Here is a 17,002-nt window from a genome sequence, read left to right as displayed (position 1 = left end):
CAATTACAGAATTCGATTTAGGGCAAATCAATAATAAATCCAATCCCTTTATTATCTAATCCATCAGTAACTCTAATTGACGCATTAATTTTCATCGCTAAATTATGGGCAATGGATAAACCTAAGCCACTTCCTGTTTCCATTGTACCAGGGACACGATAAAAGCGAGAAAAAATGAGTTGGCGGCTTTGTTCTGGAATACCTCGTCCATTATCTTGTAATGAAATGGTGGCACCAAAGGGGGTTAAATCTTTAATCAAAACTTTAATCTTGCCTTTTTCTGGACAATATTTGATCGCATTTTCAATTAAATTGGTAAAGATATTGGTGAGCGCTAGCTTGTCTGTGAGTACATAGAAAGAATCTGGGCTTTGCAGTTCAACATCGATATTTTTATTAATCGCATAAGGAACATGGGATGAAATAATGGTGCTGATTAAAGTGGGTAAATCGACTTGTTCTTTATTTAAGACGAAATCTTCGGCTTCTAAACGGGCTAAATCAATAAGTTGATGAGATAAAGACGCGGCACGGTTTAATGTCTCCTGCATGTCATTAATAATTTCTTCTTTTTCTTTTGGGTTATCGATTTGTATTAATAAATGCAATTGAGCGATAACAGCAGCAATCGGGGTGCGTAGTTCATGTGCAGCATCAGCCATAAAGCGTTTTTCGCGTTGATTTGCTGAATCTACACGGGTCATCAGGTTATTAATTGCAGCAATAATAGGGCGAATTTCTTTATATTGTTCTTTAACTTCGATAGGTGTTAAATTTCCTGGCTGGCGACTGGAGATAATTTTTGCAGCTTGTCTTAATGGCCTTAGGCTAAAATAGGCTGTAATGACAATGGCAAGAAACATGATCGCTAATATAAAAGCTAAGGGTATTGCTGTCCCTTCCGCTGGAGTACCTAATAATGAAGTACGGTCTGCGTAAGATTCTGCAATAATCACTTCAAATTGTTTGGAGTGGTTCCATGCAGATGTAAAATGCCAATCTGGGTATTGCCTTGTTAACTCGTCAATTGTTTTTAACGAAGGCACTGCTAATTTTTCACTATTACGGTAAAGGACATTACCTAAGTTGTCTCTAACAACCATAAATGGTCGATAATTAATCCCTTCGCCACTCTCGATAGCCTCTGTATAGAGGTTTTGTAATATGTTGGCGATTTCATTAAAATATTCAGGGTTATCAGAAACAACCCCCAGTGTTTTGGCAAACCCAGTAGTAATGATCACCTGTTGCTTGTTCAATTCATCATGAATTGAAGGCCAATAGAAAAATTGTAGCCAGCCTACCAATATTAGCCATAGACAAATCACAGAGCTAATTTGTAAGCCGAAGGTATAAATAAAAAAGGATTTAACTTTCACTTGGTAGGGCTTCTTTTTTTAATAAATAACCGATACCACGGATAGTAATTATACGGTCTTTACCTATCTTGCGGCGCAAATTATGAATATGAACTTCCAAAGAGTTACTTTCAACATCATCGATACCAAAAAGGCGCTGTTCTAAATCCGTCTTCCGCACAACATTATCGGCATTCTTAATTAGCTCATACAACAATAAATATTCTTTTCCTGAGAGTAAAAGAAGTTGTTCATTGAGTGTGACTTGATGGTTTAAAGGATTTAATTGCAGATTATCTAATTGCCAAATTTCAGAAGAAAACCCAGCCATTCTACGGCTTACTGCTTTTACACGAGATATAAGTTCTGGCATGGCAAACGGCTTAGTCAAAAAATCATCTGCGCCCGAGTCTAAACTTGAAACCAAATTATCCATTTGGTTGCGTGCAGTTAATATAATAATTGGAATTGATTCCCCTGATTGACGCCATGCAATCAATTCTTCGTGGCCATCACCGTCAGGTAGCCCTAAATCTAATAGCATTAAATCAAAATTGCGAGAAGCGAGTTGCGACTTTGCATCTGTCAGCAATCGTACCCAACATGGATTAAACCCAGCTAATTCTAGGCCTCGGCAAAGCGCTTTCCCCAGTTGGAGATCATCTTCTACTAATAGGATATTCATATTATCACCTCTGGCAGTCAGTATAAGCAGCCAATGGAAACCAGACAATATCTAGTCGTCTCAAGTTCAGCTTAGATTTAAGTTTATCTTAAGCTTGGTTTAACCCAGTTTTAAGGTACAAAAATATAGACAGATTATTATTCTTACATCCTCCTAAGAATAAGAGCATTGATGATGAAGCAAGCTTTCTATGAAGTACCGATATTTATCGCAGTTATTCTCATTGCCTTGATAATTATGGGAAAAGATTTCAATAAAACATCAGGTATTCATTTTTCAAATATAACAATTAATGAGATATCCACGTGCACTGATGTTAATAAATGTATTTCACAGGCGCGTCTTTCTGATGAAAGGAAAAACAAATCGAGCGCTCTAAAAGAAATAAAAACCTTTTTAAGGCAAAAGATTTATTAATCACGATGAGTGACATTGAAATATGAAAAAAATTGTAGCATTAATGGTTGGTATCTTGCCGTGTAGTTATGGTGTCGCAGGAGAAAGTTCATTTATTGCGGGGGCAGGCGTCAATATAGCCCCTGTTTATGAAGGTTCAAAAAAATACCAGTTTGGACCAAATGTAGAAGCAACATATGCTTATCTTTCTGATGATTATGGCGTATTTAGCCTAGGCATTGAAGGTGTGGCATGGGGAATAGGTTTAACGGATAATCTCACTTTTGTTAGTTCATTGGGCTACGATTATGGCCGTGATGAAAAAATTGGTTTTCTTGGTAATAAAAATAAAGACCTTAAAGGAATGGGCGACTTAGATGGCTCCCTGCTAGTCGGCGCTGATCTTTATTACACATTAAACAATTATGAATTTTATATTATGGGTGATATTGCAACAAAAGATAGGCATTATGGTGGGCGCCATATAGGGCGCGCTGTTACTGTAGAAGTAGGTTTGAATACAAGCTATGAAATTAATGGCTCATGGGAAATGGAATATAATGTAGCGACGGTCTGGGGAAATAAAGCCTATAACCAGGCCTATTTTGGTGTATCCAAACAACAAGCGAGCAAATCGAAGTTTGCAGAATATGATGCAAACAGCGGTTTTAAAGATGTGCATGGCTCTGCTATATTAAATTATAATATGGATGAAAATCTTACCTTATATACAGGTATTGGTGCATATTATTTAATTGGTGATGCGGGTAAGAGTTCACTAACTGAGCAAAAATTAGGTTTTGTAGGATTAACAGGTTTTCGCTACGCGTTTTAATTATAATAAAGGAATGCTTATTTATTGCTAACATTCCTTTAGTTAATGAAGTTTATTCAGTAGTATTTTCTTCAGGGATCCAACCGTCATCCAACCAAATTTCTTCCAATATTTCTTCAATGCGGAGCTTATCTTCTGACATCTTGGTACCCGAGATATTTACCCGCTGCTGTGAGCTAAAGCCAACACGGGTTACCATATCAGGGTATTGACCCTGTAGTTTACGTAAAATCTCAAATTCAAGCGCGTGTAAAACGTTTGTGCTTGGTTTTTGTGGTGCGTTTTTATCAAATAAAACTTCAATCCGTAACATAGTAGCCTCAGCTAAAGACTGTATTAATATACAGTATTTTTAGATGTATATAGAAAAAAAGTCAATATGATTGCAAAAATATTTTTTAAATAAGAAGGGAATAAAAACAGATATACCTGTGTATTTAAATAATAGATAGTAAAAACAAATGGTTATATTTTTTGTCTTAATGAGAGCTTGGAAGATAAAATGATTGTCAGATTTTAAAAAAAACGTATTCTAAAAGTACAATTATGTTCATATAACGATGAGTTTAAGGCCAAATGTTACGTTCAATCAGAATTACTAGGGAAAATATAAACGAGAACGAAGTTATTAATCAACTCTACGATGATGCATTTCCACTTTATGAGCAGAGAAGCAATCAAGGACGTAAATTGATTTTACGTCATGACGACTATTATCTTTATTTTTTTACAGATAATGACAAGTTTGTCGGTTTTATTGGTTGTTGGAAAATCAAAGATTATTTTTATATTGAACACTTGGCTATCTCTGGCTCTCTTAGAGGGCAAGGTTATGGACAAAAAGTATTAAAACAATTTTGCAATGAGGTTGGCCAAGTTATCCTAGAAATTGACCCTGTTATTGATGAAGTCAGCAGGAAGCGACTTTCTTTTTATCAGCACTGTGGCTTTCAACAAAATGAATATACACATGCCCACCCAAGCTATTACCCTGAAAATAAACCTCATGAGCTAGAGGTATTAAGTTATCCACAAGCAATAGATAAAGAAACTTATCAACGTTTTAACCAGGTGCTACAAACTGTCGTGATGGAAAAAACGTTATTGTAAATCTGTTGGTAAGATGATTTTAGCTTGGAATGTAGCAATAGATAAGTTCAGGATCGTTATCGTCTAAGTTTTCAATACTACCACTTGGAATAAAGCCGGCTTTCATTAAAAGTTGTTGGGTGGCAGTATTTGATTGATTTGTTGAAGTGAAAACTTTTATTGTTGGGCTTCTTTTGATTAATTGTTTTATTAATAGTAGCCCTAAGCCTTGTCGGCGATATTGGTTATTGACCATCAATAGCTCAATAAACCCGTGTGCAAAAAACTGCGGAGTTATAACGCCGTACGCGAATACTTCTTTATTTTCTTCCAATACAAAACAATAACCCTGTTTGACCCAATATGTGATTTCGTTGAATCGAATATCTGTCGCTACAGTGTCTATCCTGTAGATATTGCTTATGTCATCTATTGTTGCTAAACGGCAGTTCATAGGCATTTCATTTTTAATGTATTAGGCCGTCTTAGTATAGAGTAAAATAATTATATTATTCAATTGATTAGTGTTGGTTAAATATTTGCATTGTATTTAATGGATGTTTTTGTGCTAAGTGTCAGGTTATCACAAAAAATACATGGTATTATATACAGTATATCATGATTTTTAAGCGTGCAATTACATGCAATGATGAGGTGAAAGGTGGAAATAGAAAGCCATGGTGAATATTTAGAACAGAAATTTAGTGATTCAGATTTTGAAGATGAAACTGTTAAACATACGCTTTTCGAACGATGTGAATTTATCAATTGTAATCTTACGGGAAGCCGTTTTGCCGATTGTCGGTTTGTAGAATGTACTTTTTTTAAATGTAATCTCAGTTTAATTAGTATTCCTAACTCACGTTTTTCTGCTTGTGAGTTTAATGGTAGCAAGCTTGTGGGGATAGACTGGACAAAAGGATATTGGCCTCGTTTTGATTTTTATTCTCAATTGAGCTTCAAAAGTTGTATTCTGAGTGGTAGTAATTTTTTTGCACTTAAACTTCACGAAACCCATTTTGATGATTGTCGCTTACATGATATCGATTTCAGAAATACGGAATTAAACAAATCAATGATGACTGACTGTGACTTAACAAACAGTTTATTTATGCAAACGAATTTAACGTCAGTAGACTTTACAGGAACGCATTCTTTTACAATTGATATCCGTCAAAACACACTAAAGGGCGCTAAGTTTTCACGCTTTGAAGCGTTAGAGTTGTTGTACGGTTTAGATATTCAATTGGTAGATTAGGTTTTGGAATAAGTAAAAATGCCCTTTGCAGGTATAGCCTGAAAGGGCAGTTATTTAATATTACATAGCATACATAAGCCCTATCTGCTTATCTTCAATCTCAATACTGATTTTATCACTATCAGGCATATCAATAGTTGCTAAAGAGATGAAAAAAGCAATGACAATGATGGTATATACGAGAAACATACAAACCTCCCGTAATGCTTGGCGTTAACGATTCTGCACATAAGCGTGTTCGCTCAATTTAAGAATAAATGAGTTTTTTAAATTTGGGAATAGAAGGAAAGTGTTTTTTTGAACTATTTTTTCATTGAAAATTTTACTCCAGTTTTACCACTCTTAAAATTTAGGCATAAAAAAACCAACCATAATAGGTTGGTTTTCTTAGGGAATTTTGGTCGGCATGATAGGATTTGAACCTACGACCCCCGACACCCCATGACGGTGCGCTACCAAGCTGCGCTACATGCCGAACTGTGATTTATACTACCCAATTTGTACTTAAAATCAAGCATCTCATATCGAGACTGATTGATTAATAAGCACTAATTTTCATTAAACCGTTTTAATTCTGTGAAAATTTTCAGAAGTTCAGCCAAATTAGGTTTTGCCTCTTTCTCAATAACACCTTGTTTATCATAAATATTAAACTGGCCATTATGATCCATATACAAAGTGGCATTATCAGTGGTAATGACGACATCATCGTCATCACCAGTAATGACCCATGGGTAGATACGTTGGTTACTGAATAGGTCTTCGCCTTGGCTGTAATCATCTGTTTGATTATTAACATGTAATAGCCGTTGCATCAAGGTGGTCATAATGTCTTGATGACTTGTTAACTTACCAATTTGTTGAGCTGGTGTGTCTGGCCAATAAATAAACAGCGGTACACGCATTTGATCGCGATTAAATTGTTTATCATTAACCCAACCATCAACTTGTTTACCTTGGTTATTATAGCTAGCAGTAATAATAACAATGGTGTCTTGAAGCCGATTATCACGTTTTAAGGTTGCAAGAACTTGGTCAATTTGTTCATTGGTCTTAGCGCTACCAGGCACTCCTTTAATATTTAAGAAAGAGAACCAAGGTGAGTCATGTTTGAGGCCATCTAGCCAGCTAACCCATTGATTGACTGTTAGATTATCATTATCTGCTGTTTTAGCAGGTAATGAATAATCAGATAAAATGGCCTGGCGGAATAATGGTGAGTTAAATCCATCTGTTGAGAATAAACCAAACTGATAACCTTGGTGTTGCAATGCTTCCACTAAGGCTGAAGGATGGCGGCCATTCAGGATGTTATCAAGGTAAGTGGATGAAATACCATAGAATAAGCCAAACAAGGCAGTATCATCACGCAAGCCAGCAGTATAGTGATTCGTAAACTGGGTACTCATTTCTTTAAAGCGGTTAAGCGCGCTCATTTTGGCTTGTTGAGTATCATCACCTAGATCGTCCACGACCAACAAGAGTAGGTTATATCCAGTACCTTGGTCATAGTAACTCAGAGGTTTAAGAGGGTAGTTAAGCTTCAGTGCTGTTGGGCTACCTTGTTGGAACACTCGGTTTTGGTGCTCTGTGAGGTCAAGCAAACCATATCTATCCAATAGCTTGCGTGCTGTCATCGGCTGTGAAAGCGGGTAATTATAACGCTGCATGGTGATAGGGCGATAAAAATTTGCATCGGCCCATGCATACATTAAATGCGTCATAATAAAAGTTACAATGAAAATACCCGCTAGAGGTTTACCAAAGGTTTGGCGATTTAAACTGCGTAACTTTTGCCAACTCCATGTTGCAAATAGCATTTCAACCAAGAAAATAATGGGAATACTGATAAACATCAGCTGCCATTCACGGGCCATCTCGCCTTTGGCTGGGTTGATAACTAAATCCCAAACTTGCGGTGTTAGATGAAGGCCAAATTGGCTAAAAACACGGATATCAAAAATTAGAAGCGTAATGCCAGCGGTGGCAAGTGCAACGAAAATTAGTCTCAGCAGCCGCTGAGACATCACAATAAAGGTCAGTGGGAAAATAATGAGTAGGTAAGCGGCAAACACCACAAAACTAAAATGACCTAACCAACTGACGAAGGCATAAATGCGGCCAGCTAATGTGTCTGGCCAATCAAAAATAAACAGGTAGCTGCTACTTAACACGAGGCTAAGCAGTATATTGAATAGTGCAAACCAGTGCCCCCAACCAATCATGTTAGAGACTTTGTCACGGTAGCGCTGATGGGTGACCATACTGTTTATTTCATTAATCTGTTAGTGTGATTTATCTTCTTTTACAGAAGAAAGTAACGCATTGGCAAAGGATTCTGCAATCATTTTACGTTGTGCGGGGGCAACTGACGTATTGAGCAGGTTCGTTACCATATTACCTAACACCATCAGGGAAAGGTCAACAGGGGTATGGTTTTTTTCTAACACACTTACGAGGTCAGAGAGTAAACCTTCAACTTTGTCATCACTATAGCGAGATGATTGTGGCATAAATTGAGACATCCTAAATTAATGAAAGCTCCATATCATAGCGTATAGCTGCATGTTTTTCTTCTTTCTTCGCAACAAATTTTCGTTTAAGTGATAATAATGCTTATTCAGATTCAAAAAATGTGTATTAGTTCAGCATTTGGTGATGAAAAATGTGGCAAATGATAGTTTCTATTGCAGCGCACAGATATCAATGTTTGAATACGCGCGATAATATTTCTGCTAGAAGAAGGAGCCAACAATGAGTCTGGAAATTACCCAGATAGCCTTACATCAGTTGATTAAGCGAGATGAACAAACCTTAGAGGTGATGTTACGGGATTCTTTATTGACGGCGGATGATGTCGTGCAAGACATGATGGCAGAATTGCACCGTGTTTATAGCGCAAAAAGTAAAGCCTTTGGTGAATTCAATGAAGAAAGTGAATTAGCTGATGCATTAAGACTCTTGCGTAAGGGTGAAGAAGAATTTTTAGGTTTTAGCCGTGCCATGACGGTTCGTTTAAAGGATGAGTTAGCGAAATACCCATTTGCGGAAGGTGGGATTGTCCTTTTCTGCCAATATCGTTACCTTGCCGTTGAATATTTATTGATTTCCGTTCTAAATAGCTGTGACAGCATGTTTGTCACGGATACATTAGATTTAGGAACGACACACTATTTAGATATTCCACACGCAGATATTGTTGCGCGTATTGATTTAACCGAGTGGGAAACCAATCCAGAGTCAAAACGCTACTTAACATTCTTAAAAGGTCGAGTAGGGCGGAAAGTTTCTGATTTCTTTATGGATTTCTTGGCTGCATCTGAAGGGTTGAATGCAAAAGTGCAGAACAAAGGTTTAGTCCAAGCGTTGGACGACTTTTGTGATAATGCGCAGATGGATAAAAACACTCGCCAAGCGTATCGCCAACAAGTGCATAGCTACTGTACTGAACAGCTGCAATCTGGCGAAGAAATTGAACTACAGGAATTGGCAAAAGAGTTGCCAATGGTAGAAGAACAGAGTTTCGACGACTTTGCTCGTCAAAATGACTACCAATTGGAAGAGAGTTTCCCAGCAGACAGAGGAACTCTTAAACAATTGACTAAATTCTCGGGCAGTGGTGGCGGTATAACGATTAGCTTTGATGCTATGTTGATGGGTGAACGTATTTTTTGGGATCCTGTGACGGATACGCTGACTATTCGTGGTACACCACCAAATTTACGCGATCAGTTGCAGCGTCGTGGTAGCAAATAAGATTGTTTGAATAGTTAGCTTAGTGCATTGATAATATTGATTGGTGCACAAAATAATGCCTTAGAAATAAATAACGCCGCAATTGCGGCGTTATTTACTCGGCGTCCCGAAATTTCTAAAGCTCGGCTGTGGGCTTTAATTAAGCGCGCAGGAAGTCAATATGCGTCACTTTTGGCTTAAATGGGTGACGTTGAACAGCCTGAACTTTTACTTTTGTTTCTTTACCATCGACAACCAGAGACAGAACTTCGTAAAATTCTGCTTTGCTTTCTTGGTTAATCACTTCATCGTGGTTCAGAGTGATAGAGATAGGCTCTTGGTTGCCACCGTAAACGATAGCTGGAAGCTGGTTATCTCTGCGCAGGCGGCGGCTCGCACCCTTACCCTGCTCTTTACGTTCAATTGCATTGATAGTTAACATTACTATTTCTCTATAAAAAGAAAATATAAATTCCTGCTACAGGCGACCCAGCAGCAGGTTCGAGATTTGGCCTAGGAATAACTCATTACAAGAAAGAGATATTTGAAGGCGGCAGCATTTTATCGAAAAAACCACCATCCAGCAATCGTTAAGATCGTTTATTGTGTCAGGAAAGGGAGTTTGCGATGCGAAACCGCCCTTGATAATCAAAAATTTTCTCTCTTATTTCCCAGAAATGGTCTTTTTTCCGTGCCACGATAAATTGCGGGTAACGTAATAATGATTGTTGTAAAATAATGTCGTTTGCATTATCCCATTTAAATGGGATACCCGGTGCGCGTTGGTGCTCGCGCAAAAAACGGTACTCAAACGCACGGCGTTGGGCGGGGGTTGTTAAGCGATAACGCTCTGAAACACTTGTGCCGTCTTCATCGTAATAGTTGATTTTTATCCATTCACCCTTAGCATCATTACCACTGATAAATTGCATACCACCACAACGAATAATTAGCGCATCTTTTAATTTTAATGCGGCTTTAAGCATATCATCAGGATCACTGAGGACTTCTTGGCACTTTTGGCAGCGACGAGCAGCGATATCGTTTTCAGCGCCACAATGGGGGCACTGTTTAAAACGAAAACGGAACTCACATTGTTGTTTTTGGCCATTATCATCTTCTTCCCAGCCTTGGCATCGTCGGCCATAGTGCTCAATAATTTGCCCATCGGAGATACATTTACCCCAAAACACATTGGCAAATTGGCAAAGAGGGCAAAAAACTTGAACAGGGACACTGGATGAGTTTGGTTTGCTGCTACCGACTTCGGGGCGATATAAATCATGAGGGTTACCTGCATAATCTAAAATTAGGCATTGGGTTTTCCCTTCACAGAGTCGTAAACCACGACCCACAATTTGCTGATATAAGCTGACTGATTCAGTCGGGCGCAAAATTGCAATCACATCAACATGTGGGGCATCGAAGCCTGTTGTTAGAACAGAGACGTTGACAAGGTAGTGTAATTTCCTGTTTTTAAATTGATTAATGATAGATTGCCTATCTGTTGCAGGTGTTTCAGCGGTCACTAATGCGGCCGATTCTACGGGTAAATAACCTAAAATTTCTTTTGCGTGCTCAACAGTAGCAGCAAAAATCATACAGCCTTGTAATGGCGTAGCATATTGAATTATTTGAGCGACGATTTTAGGGGTAATACGTTGTTGTTTTTTCAGTGAAAGATTAAGTTCTTGCTCACTAAAAATTCCCGTAGAGGTTAACGAAACTTGGCTAAAATCGTACTGTAGAACAGGCATATCTAGGCGTTCTGGGGGAACAAGAAACTTATTTTTGATCATATAGTGCAGTGGTAATTCGTAAATACAATCACGGAAAAAACAATTTTGATCACCTCGAACAATGCCATGATAATGATATTGATAAATCCATCCACTGCCTAAGCGGTAAGGGGTCGCGGTTAGGCCTAGGATCCGTAGGGCTGAATTACCTTTTTGTAGATGTTGAATAATTTGTTGGTATTGGCTTTTATCATTCAAGCTAATGCGATGGCACTCATCAATAATCACTAACGAAAATTGGCCATTGAACGCCGCGAGGTTACGTGCGACAGATTGAACACTGCCAAAAACGACCTTGCTTTGTGACTCTTTTCGGTTCAGTCCTGCTGCAAAAATATCTGCTTCAAGGCCATATGCGAGGTATTTACTGTGGTTTTGTTCAACTAATTCTTTAACATGGGCCAACACCAATACCCGTCCTCGAGCAAGACGTGCCAATTCGGCAATCACTAAGCTTTTTCCTGCCCCCGTTGGCAACACAATAACGGCGGGCTGGGTGTATTTGCGAAAGTAGTGGATCGTCGCATCGACGGCTTCTTGTTGGTATGGGCGTAAGGAAAAAGACATATTGCTCAGTATTGGTTAAAAAAACAGGTGAATGAGGTTAAATTTAATTTAAAACAATGACTCTGTCTAAAGATACATGTTGTTTCATGGAAACTATCCCTTAACAAGGGTTATTGTTATAATGAATTATGTGATAGTAATCACAACAACCTTTCATTCTTTATTCTGACAGTTGAGCACTATTGTACGCTTCACTGGCATTCCATCAAGTTAAGAGAATCTATGCGACTGGATAAATTTTTGTCCCAGCAATTAGGGATAAGCCGGAGTTTGGTAGCACGTGAGCTGCGTGCAGGCCTTGTGACGATTGACGGGGACGTTGTTAAATCAGGATCATTTCAAGTCATGATTGACCATGAAGTTGCTTATGATGGCAATGTGCTAGTACAAGTTACAGGGCCTCGTTATTTTATGTTACATAAGCCACAAGGCTACATCTGTTCTACCGATGACCCAACGCACCCAACCATTCTCTATTTTATTGATGAACCTTTGGCGCAAAAATTACATTCTGCGGGGCGTTTAGATATTGATACAACAGGGTTAGTTCTACTTACGGATGATGGGCAGTGGTCGCATCGCATTACATCGCCAAAACACCATTGTGAGAAAACCTATCGTGTTCAATTAAGTGAAGATATCGGCACTGATGTTGCGAAGCAATTTGAGCAAGGTGTCATGTTAAACGGTGAAAAGTACCCAACAAGACCCGCTCAACTGGAAATTATCACTCCCCGTGATGTTCGTTTAACTATTAGTGAAGGCCGTTATCATCAAGTTAAACGGATGTTTGCTGCGGTAGGAAACCATGTTTGTGGATTGCATCGTGAACGAGTCGGAGATATTCACTTGGATGAAACTCTAGAGCAGGGTGAGTATCGCCCACTGACAGATGAAGAAATTAATAGCATAACTGTACCAAGTAAATAAAAGCAGGAGTTTATAGAGTGCAACAGCAGCGTTCATCCTATTTGGGGCTGATTTTAATATTAGGCTTATTGTCTATGCTAATGCCATTAGCCATCGACATGTACCTACCTAGCTTTCCGACGATGATGCATTATTTTAATGTAGATGAAGGGCGTATTCAGATGACGCTCAACAGCTACATTTTTGGTTTTGCGATTGGGCAACTTTTTTACGGACCTATGGCTGACAGTATTGGTCGTAAACCGGTGATTTTGGGGGGCGTGGTTGTATTTGCTTTAGCATCAGCCGCTTGTGCTGTCACCGAATCAATTGATTCTCTCATTTGGTTACGTTTTTTGCATGGTTTTGCGGCAGCAGCAGCCAGTGTGGTGATTAATGCATTAATGCGCGACATGTTCACGCGTGATGAATTTTCTAGAAGCATGTCATTTGTGGTCTTGGTGATGACCATAGCACCTTTATTAGCGCCTATCTTAGGTGGCGAATTGATGCGTTGGTTCTCATGGCACGCGATTTTCTGGAGCATTGCAATTGCGGCTGTGATTGCGGTTATTCTGGTCAGCTTTTTTGTCCGTGAAACACTACCTGTGGCGAAAAGACAAAAGTTCCATGTGGGTACAACGTTACGCCAATTTGCGACCTTATTTAGGGCAAAACAAGTTTTGTTCTATATCCTTGCAAGTTCATTTTCATTTGCAGGTATGTTTTCATTCTTAAATGCGGGTGCATTTGTTTATATCGATCTAAATGGCGTTTCTCCCCAACATTTTGGCTACTATTTTGGTATTAATATTGTCTTTTTATTCATTATGACAACCATCAATAGCCGTTATGTTAGGCATTTTGGCGCAGAAAAAATGCTCTATTTTGGTATTATTATCCAATTTATTATGGGTATCTGGTTATTAGCCACAACTGCATTTAGCCTTGATTTTTGGACGTTAGTGATTGGTGTCGCTATCTATGTCAGTGGTATTGCCATGATTACATCTAATGCGATGGCCGTGATCCTCGATAATTACCCTCATATTGCGGGAACAGTTTCTTCGTTAGCCGGTACAATTCGTTTCTCAATTGGTGCACTAGTAGGGACATTATTGTCACTGATCCCTGCTAAGAATGCGTGGCCAATGGTCGGTTCGATGGTGGCCTGTGTCGCTTTATCGATGCTTTTTGTTTTATTAGCCAAAAAAGCGAAATAATCTCTGAATTATCAGATTCATGGATGGAACTGATAATTTCTTTCTCGCCTTTTCATTCCTTCGCATATGCTTATTTTTCCTTAAGTTGCCTCTTATTATTCACATTATATTGAGTTTCCCCAGTGTTACTGCTCGGTAATTCCGATTAGTTTATTTGCGGTAATAAATTAGATGATGAAAAATGATCTAAATCAATTATCATTATCGGACTTTTTGTTAAATTTATGTTTTTAGGATCATTCAAAATGTGAGTTACTTTTCTGGATGAAAAATAACTCATCATCAAAAATTTGAATGAACATTGCTGCTTTCATTTGGTAAATGTAAAAAACAGTTAAATAATTTATCGCGAATGTTGAAAAGTAATATCAAAAATAATTTAATTTTTAATATTGTTAGCGAAAAAATGCATGTGCAATGATTTGTGTCACAAAAATTTAACGACACATCATAATTTTAATGTTATATTTAGGTTTTAACATTTAACATTATCGTTACTTTTTACTGCGTTAAAGCTTCGGTTTGAACGAGGAATATTTGGAAGTCACACATTGACTTTCAAAGAACGCAAAGGCGATAAGGTCATTACCCCGTGTTAGGTTTGTTTGCAGGGCTATTTCCTGTAATTAGGCAAAATACCAATTGTTTTAATAGGATATTTTTGTGGAAAAATTAGGTCTTTCGGTGGTGCACAGGCTACCGCAAAGCTACCGCTGGTTATCAGGTAAAATAGGGACCGATGTCGAAGTTGTCCCTATGAATGATGCCGATAGCGATAATCTTGTGGGGCTAAAATTACTTAGTCATGACTGTGCAACAGATTGTATTGCGATGCAGCAATTGTCTGAATCGCTATCTGATATGCAAATTTCAAGTGCCATCTTAGAATGGCAGAAAGAGGTTTGCCTATTTATTCATGCTAATGATGAATTGGCTGCAATGTGCCGTTTAAAAGCAACGGGTGTAGCAATTGCGGAGCTTTCTTCAGGTTTTTATTGCGCTTAAGGCGTGAGTTATTGTATTTTTAATGAGCGCTTATTCTATTTAGTTCATTTTATGGTGGTGGGTGAAGGGCTGCATCTATAATTGCCTGTGTTGGCTTGAGTAATAATTGCTGGCAAATAACAAGATTACCAATAAAAAAGCTTCCAAGATTGGAAGCTTTTTTATTGGTAAGGGGAATGTTTTACTGAGAATTAGGAGCCGTTAATAATCCGACGGCTTGCATAATACCGCTTGCTCCAGTAACTGTTAGACATTTCAGAAACAATAACACCACTACTGGTGGATGCATGAACAAATTTTTCATCACCAATGTAAATACCTACGTGTTTCATTGTCCGACCTGTTTTAAACAGGACGATGTCACCCACTTTTAAATTATTACGTTTTACGCTTTTACCTGATGACTCTTGTTCTGAAGTCGTACGTGGTAATTCAACGCCGAATTGCTCAAAGAAGGTGCGTTGAACAAAGCTTGAGCAGTCAATACCGCTTTTAGTTGTCCCGCCTAAGCGGTAAGCAACACCTTTCCAGCTAGCGTATTGATTCATGATTTTAGATTTAGTGTCAACACTTTGCACTAACTCTTCAAATTCGTCTTGAGATGCCATTGTTAAAGAGTCGCCTGCAGCACCATTTAACATACGAACATCTGATTTAGCCGTGTATTGTGTATTTTTTGTCGACTTCGGGTTAGTACATGCTGTGAGTGTTACGGCAATAGCGACTGCCGGAACAATGCGCCAAGCATAGCGCTTAAGTTTTTCAGAGGTTAACATTCTTATATATATCCCTTACCATTTTGTTATCGCATTATTGTGTAAAGAGACACAACAAAACTATTCCCTGTGAAAAACGCATTGATAAATAAGAGTGTGTTTTTCGCAGAAAGTGTTTATAACGCTATCTAAATCTTTACTGAATTAGAGGTTTTTATGACCTTATTGAGTATAGATAAAACCTCAATATTTGCTAATTCATTCATTGCTTGAAGTCAGTACCGTAACAACCCGAATACCAAACCTTAAAGAGCATACATAAACAAAGTCGAAATGGCGAGTTAATAGGGGGATAATTTACAAAACATTAGATAAAAGTGCATATATGCCATTGAGTTATGTGATTTCTGTCATATGTCGAGTACCTTTGCGTATAATTACGCCGATTATTGATAATAAAACATGATCTTTCTCACATTTATTAATATCTTGTTCCAGTTTATTTACGTAATAATGTTTTTTTAAGCTTTGAATGTAAAGAAGTTTAAATTTACATAAGAAGCCTCAAGTTTTAACAAATTTAGAAAGTTAAAAAATGAGGGTTTATTGCTCTTTTAGTGATCTAATAAGCAAATCTAGGTGTGGCATTTAATAACTACTGTATATTTGTCAGTAGTTGTTTGAAGGATTAATTTAAACAATAAAAGAATAACAAATGATTATTCCCTTATTGTAGAAACTGTTCCAATTATCGAACAAGGATTAGATAAAAATAACAATTAAAAAACTTAGAGAATAGATATCTATAATTTGATATGAAACTCTTTGTCTAGTCGTTTTTCAAAATCTGCAAAGCGCCGGTCTAACGTTGAACGTGCAATCGTGGATGAATAATAATCGAGCGGAATTAAATTAGATGAGCCCAGGTTATCGATAATTATAAATTGCCCATGAGGTTTATAGCCTAACTGATAAACGATATTGTAAGTTTTTAGCGCCATGGTGGCGATTGCTTCTTTATAAATGGATTTTTTAAATTGACTATACGCAATTTTCATATTTTTTTGATGCCTTAGATACGCATTTTTATTTTTGAGATAATAATCTAATGTATGCGATACATTCCCTGTTTTATCCTTAATTAATTGAAACACATATCCCAGCCCTAGGTTGGTTTCTTGCGTTCCAAAATAGTGGGAAACAGTCGTCGCGAGGTATTCCTTTCGGTAAAGACGCTTATAGTAGCGCACTTCCCTTAGTGTTTCTTTGTCATCACGGCCTTTTAGATGAGTTTTGATACAAAGCTCATCATAGTCAGGGTGCTGATAACAGGCTCGTTGCCGCCCAGATGCAATTAAATTTGTAGGTAATAAATTAACCTTATAGTTGAGTTTTTTTTTCATATCTAATAACACTGTTTTTGACAC

18 protein-coding genes and 1 tRNA gene are annotated in these 17,002 nt (G+C 37.8%); 8 read left to right on the top strand and 11 right to left on the bottom strand.

Annotated features, from left to right (window positions below; translation table 11 throughout):
* Nucleotides 1-17 precede the first annotated feature (17 nt).
* On the bottom strand, nucleotides 18-1,379 hold the full coding sequence (locus tag ABWP91_RS09855) for a sensor histidine kinase (protein WP_353243125.1): 1,362 nt from the start codon (nucleotides 1,377-1,379) through the stop codon (nucleotides 18-20).
* Complete coding sequence (locus tag ABWP91_RS09850; protein WP_353168841.1) at nucleotides 1,369-2,043, bottom strand: response regulator; 675 nt, start codon at nucleotides 2,041-2,043, stop codon at nucleotides 1,369-1,371. The genes ABWP91_RS09855 and ABWP91_RS09850 overlap by 11 nt, the downstream gene beginning before the upstream one ends.
* Nucleotides 2,044-2,214: 171 nt before the next feature.
* Between ABWP91_RS09850 and ABWP91_RS09845 the strand changes: the two genes are divergently transcribed.
* Both ABWP91_RS09845 and ABWP91_RS09840 read left to right on the top strand, forming a co-directional pair.
* Entirely contained in the window at nucleotides 2,215-2,460 is a 246-nt protein-coding gene (locus tag ABWP91_RS09845) for a hypothetical protein (RefSeq protein WP_353243124.1), read from the top strand.
* A gap of 22 nt (nucleotides 2,461-2,482) precedes the next feature.
* Nucleotides 2,483-3,274: a MipA/OmpV family protein gene (locus tag ABWP91_RS09840; protein WP_353243123.1), complete on the top strand. Its 792-nt coding sequence runs from the start codon at nucleotides 2,483-2,485 to the stop codon at nucleotides 3,272-3,274.
* Nucleotides 3,275-3,326: 52 nt separating this feature from the next.
* Here ABWP91_RS09840 and ABWP91_RS09835 read toward each other — a convergent pair whose 3' ends face one another.
* On the bottom strand, nucleotides 3,327-3,587 hold the full coding sequence (locus ABWP91_RS09835) for a DinI-like family protein (protein WP_353243122.1): 261 nt from the start codon (nucleotides 3,585-3,587) through the stop codon (nucleotides 3,327-3,329).
* 263 nt (nucleotides 3,588-3,850) lie between these two features.
* Here ABWP91_RS09835 and ABWP91_RS09830 point away from each other — a divergent pair, with 263 nt between their 5' ends.
* Nucleotides 3,851-4,384 (top strand): GNAT family N-acetyltransferase, encoded by a 534-nt coding sequence (locus tag ABWP91_RS09830; RefSeq protein WP_353243121.1) that lies wholly within the window; start codon nucleotides 3,851-3,853, stop codon nucleotides 4,382-4,384.
* Nucleotides 4,385-4,403: 19 nt separating this feature from the next.
* Here ABWP91_RS09830 and ABWP91_RS09825 read toward each other — a convergent pair whose 3' ends face one another.
* A complete protein-coding gene (locus ABWP91_RS09825) occupies nucleotides 4,404-4,817 on the bottom strand; it encodes a GNAT family N-acetyltransferase (protein WP_353243120.1) in 414 nt (137 codons plus the stop codon).
* Nucleotides 4,818-5,024: 207 nt separating this feature from the next.
* Here ABWP91_RS09825 and ABWP91_RS09820 point away from each other — a divergent pair, with 207 nt between their 5' ends.
* Complete coding sequence (locus ABWP91_RS09820) at nucleotides 5,025-5,621, top strand: pentapeptide repeat-containing protein (RefSeq protein ID WP_353243119.1); 597 nt, start codon at nucleotides 5,025-5,027, stop codon at nucleotides 5,619-5,621.
* A 398-nt stretch (nucleotides 5,622-6,019) separates the two neighbouring features.
* Here the strand turns inward: ABWP91_RS09820 and ABWP91_RS09815 are convergent.
* From ABWP91_RS09815 to ABWP91_RS09805, 3 genes are all read right to left on the bottom strand, one after another.
* Nucleotides 6,020-6,096, bottom strand: a tRNA-Pro gene (locus tag ABWP91_RS09815).
* Nucleotides 6,097-6,169: 73 nt separating this feature from the next.
* Entirely contained in the window at nucleotides 6,170-7,885 is a 1,716-nt protein-coding gene (gene yejM, locus ABWP91_RS09810; protein ID WP_353243118.1) for an LPS biosynthesis-modulating metalloenzyme YejM, read from the bottom strand.
* Between the two features lie 21 nt (nucleotides 7,886-7,906).
* The gene (locus ABWP91_RS09805; RefSeq protein WP_219247299.1) at nucleotides 7,907-8,134 is read right to left on the bottom strand and encodes a YejL family protein; all 228 of its coding nucleotides are present in this window, start codon (nucleotides 8,132-8,134) and stop codon (nucleotides 7,907-7,909) included.
* A gap of 241 nt (nucleotides 8,135-8,375) precedes the next feature.
* Between ABWP91_RS09805 and yejK the strand changes: the two genes are divergently transcribed.
* Nucleotides 8,376-9,377 (top strand): nucleoid-associated protein YejK, encoded by a 1,002-nt coding sequence (yejK, locus tag ABWP91_RS09800; RefSeq protein WP_353243117.1) that lies wholly within the window; start codon nucleotides 8,376-8,378, stop codon nucleotides 9,375-9,377.
* Between the two features lie 139 nt (nucleotides 9,378-9,516).
* Here yejK and rplY read toward each other — a convergent pair whose 3' ends face one another.
* The gene (rplY, locus tag ABWP91_RS09795; RefSeq protein WP_353243116.1) at nucleotides 9,517-9,798 is read right to left on the bottom strand and encodes a 50S ribosomal protein L25; all 282 of its coding nucleotides are present in this window, start codon (nucleotides 9,796-9,798) and stop codon (nucleotides 9,517-9,519) included.
* Between the two features lie 166 nt (nucleotides 9,799-9,964).
* Complete coding sequence (radD, locus tag ABWP91_RS09790; RefSeq protein ID WP_353243115.1) at nucleotides 9,965-11,722, bottom strand: DNA repair helicase RadD; 1,758 nt, start codon at nucleotides 11,720-11,722, stop codon at nucleotides 9,965-9,967.
* 222 nt (nucleotides 11,723-11,944) lie between these two features.
* On the opposite strand from radD, the gene rsuA reads away from it, so the two are divergent.
* The 3 genes from rsuA to ABWP91_RS09775 all read left to right on the top strand — a co-directional run bounded on the left by rsuA (nucleotide 11,945) and on the right by ABWP91_RS09775 (nucleotide 14,859).
* The gene (gene rsuA, locus ABWP91_RS09785) at nucleotides 11,945-12,652 is read left to right on the top strand and encodes a 16S rRNA pseudouridine(516) synthase RsuA (RefSeq protein ID WP_353243114.1); all 708 of its coding nucleotides are present in this window, start codon (nucleotides 11,945-11,947) and stop codon (nucleotides 12,650-12,652) included.
* Nucleotides 12,653-12,669: 17 nt separating this feature from the next.
* A complete protein-coding gene (locus ABWP91_RS09780) occupies nucleotides 12,670-13,854 on the top strand; it encodes a Bcr/CflA family multidrug efflux MFS transporter (protein WP_353243113.1) in 1,185 nt (394 codons plus the stop codon).
* 663 nt (nucleotides 13,855-14,517) lie between these two features.
* Nucleotides 14,518-14,859: a YejG family protein gene (locus ABWP91_RS09775; protein ID WP_353243112.1), complete on the top strand. Its 342-nt coding sequence runs from the start codon at nucleotides 14,518-14,520 to the stop codon at nucleotides 14,857-14,859.
* 191 nt (nucleotides 14,860-15,050) lie between these two features.
* On the opposite strand, the gene mepS is transcribed toward ABWP91_RS09775, so the two are convergent.
* On the bottom strand, nucleotides 15,051-15,635 hold the full coding sequence (gene mepS / locus ABWP91_RS09770; RefSeq protein ID WP_206082285.1) for a bifunctional murein DD-endopeptidase/murein LD-carboxypeptidase: 585 nt from the start codon (nucleotides 15,633-15,635) through the stop codon (nucleotides 15,051-15,053).
* 743 nt (nucleotides 15,636-16,378) lie between these two features.
* Entirely contained in the window at nucleotides 16,379-16,978 is a 600-nt protein-coding gene (locus ABWP91_RS09765; RefSeq protein WP_353243111.1) for a YrbL family protein, read from the bottom strand.
* Nucleotides 16,979-17,002: the final 24 nt, after the last annotated feature.

It is taken from the genome of Providencia sp. (assembly GCF_040396775.1).
Classification (GTDB): domain Bacteria; phylum Pseudomonadota; class Gammaproteobacteria; order Enterobacterales; family Enterobacteriaceae; genus Providencia.
Note: the sequence above shows the minus strand (reverse complement) of the source record. Positions and strands in the feature narration are given on the sequence as shown.

Bases quoted from the DNA above. Each gene is read 5' to 3' on its own strand.
- rsuA (WP_353243114.1), top strand. From the start codon at position 11,945: ATGCGACTGGATAAATTTTTGTCCCAGCAATTAGGGATAAGCCGGAGT.
- ABWP91_RS09840 (WP_353243123.1), top strand. From the start codon at position 2,483: ATGAAAAAAATTGTAGCATTAATGGTTGGTATCTTGCCGTGTAGTTAT.
- ABWP91_RS09835 (WP_353243122.1), bottom strand. From the start codon at position 3,587: ATGTTACGGATTGAAGTTTTATTTGATAAAAACGCACCACAAAAACCA.
- ABWP91_RS09845 (WP_353243124.1), top strand. From the start codon at position 2,215: ATGATGAAGCAAGCTTTCTATGAAGTACCGATATTTATCGCAGTTATT.
- yejK (WP_353243117.1), top strand. From the start codon at position 8,376: ATGAGTCTGGAAATTACCCAGATAGCCTTACATCAGTTGATTAAGCGA.
- ABWP91_RS09805 (WP_219247299.1), bottom strand. From the start codon at position 8,134: ATGCCACAATCATCTCGCTATAGTGATGACAAAGTTGAAGGTTTACTC.
- ABWP91_RS09830 (WP_353243121.1), top strand. From the start codon at position 3,851: ATGTTACGTTCAATCAGAATTACTAGGGAAAATATAAACGAGAACGAA.
- ABWP91_RS09765 (WP_353243111.1), bottom strand. From the start codon at position 16,978: ATGAAAAAAAAACTCAACTATAAGGTTAATTTATTACCTACAAATTTA.
- radD (WP_353243115.1), bottom strand. From the start codon at position 11,722: ATGTCTTTTTCCTTACGCCCATACCAACAAGAAGCCGTCGATGCGACG.
- yejM (WP_353243118.1), bottom strand. From the start codon at position 7,885: ATGGTCACCCATCAGCGCTACCGTGACAAAGTCTCTAACATGATTGGT.
- mepS (WP_206082285.1), bottom strand. From the start codon at position 15,635: ATGTTAACCTCTGAAAAACTTAAGCGCTATGCTTGGCGCATTGTTCCG.
- ABWP91_RS09825 (WP_353243120.1), bottom strand. From the start codon at position 4,817: ATGAACTGCCGTTTAGCAACAATAGATGACATAAGCAATATCTACAGG.
- rplY (WP_353243116.1), bottom strand. From the start codon at position 9,798: ATGTTAACTATCAATGCAATTGAACGTAAAGAGCAGGGTAAGGGTGCG.
- ABWP91_RS09850 (WP_353168841.1), bottom strand. From the start codon at position 2,043: ATGAATATCCTATTAGTAGAAGATGATCTCCAACTGGGGAAAGCGCTT.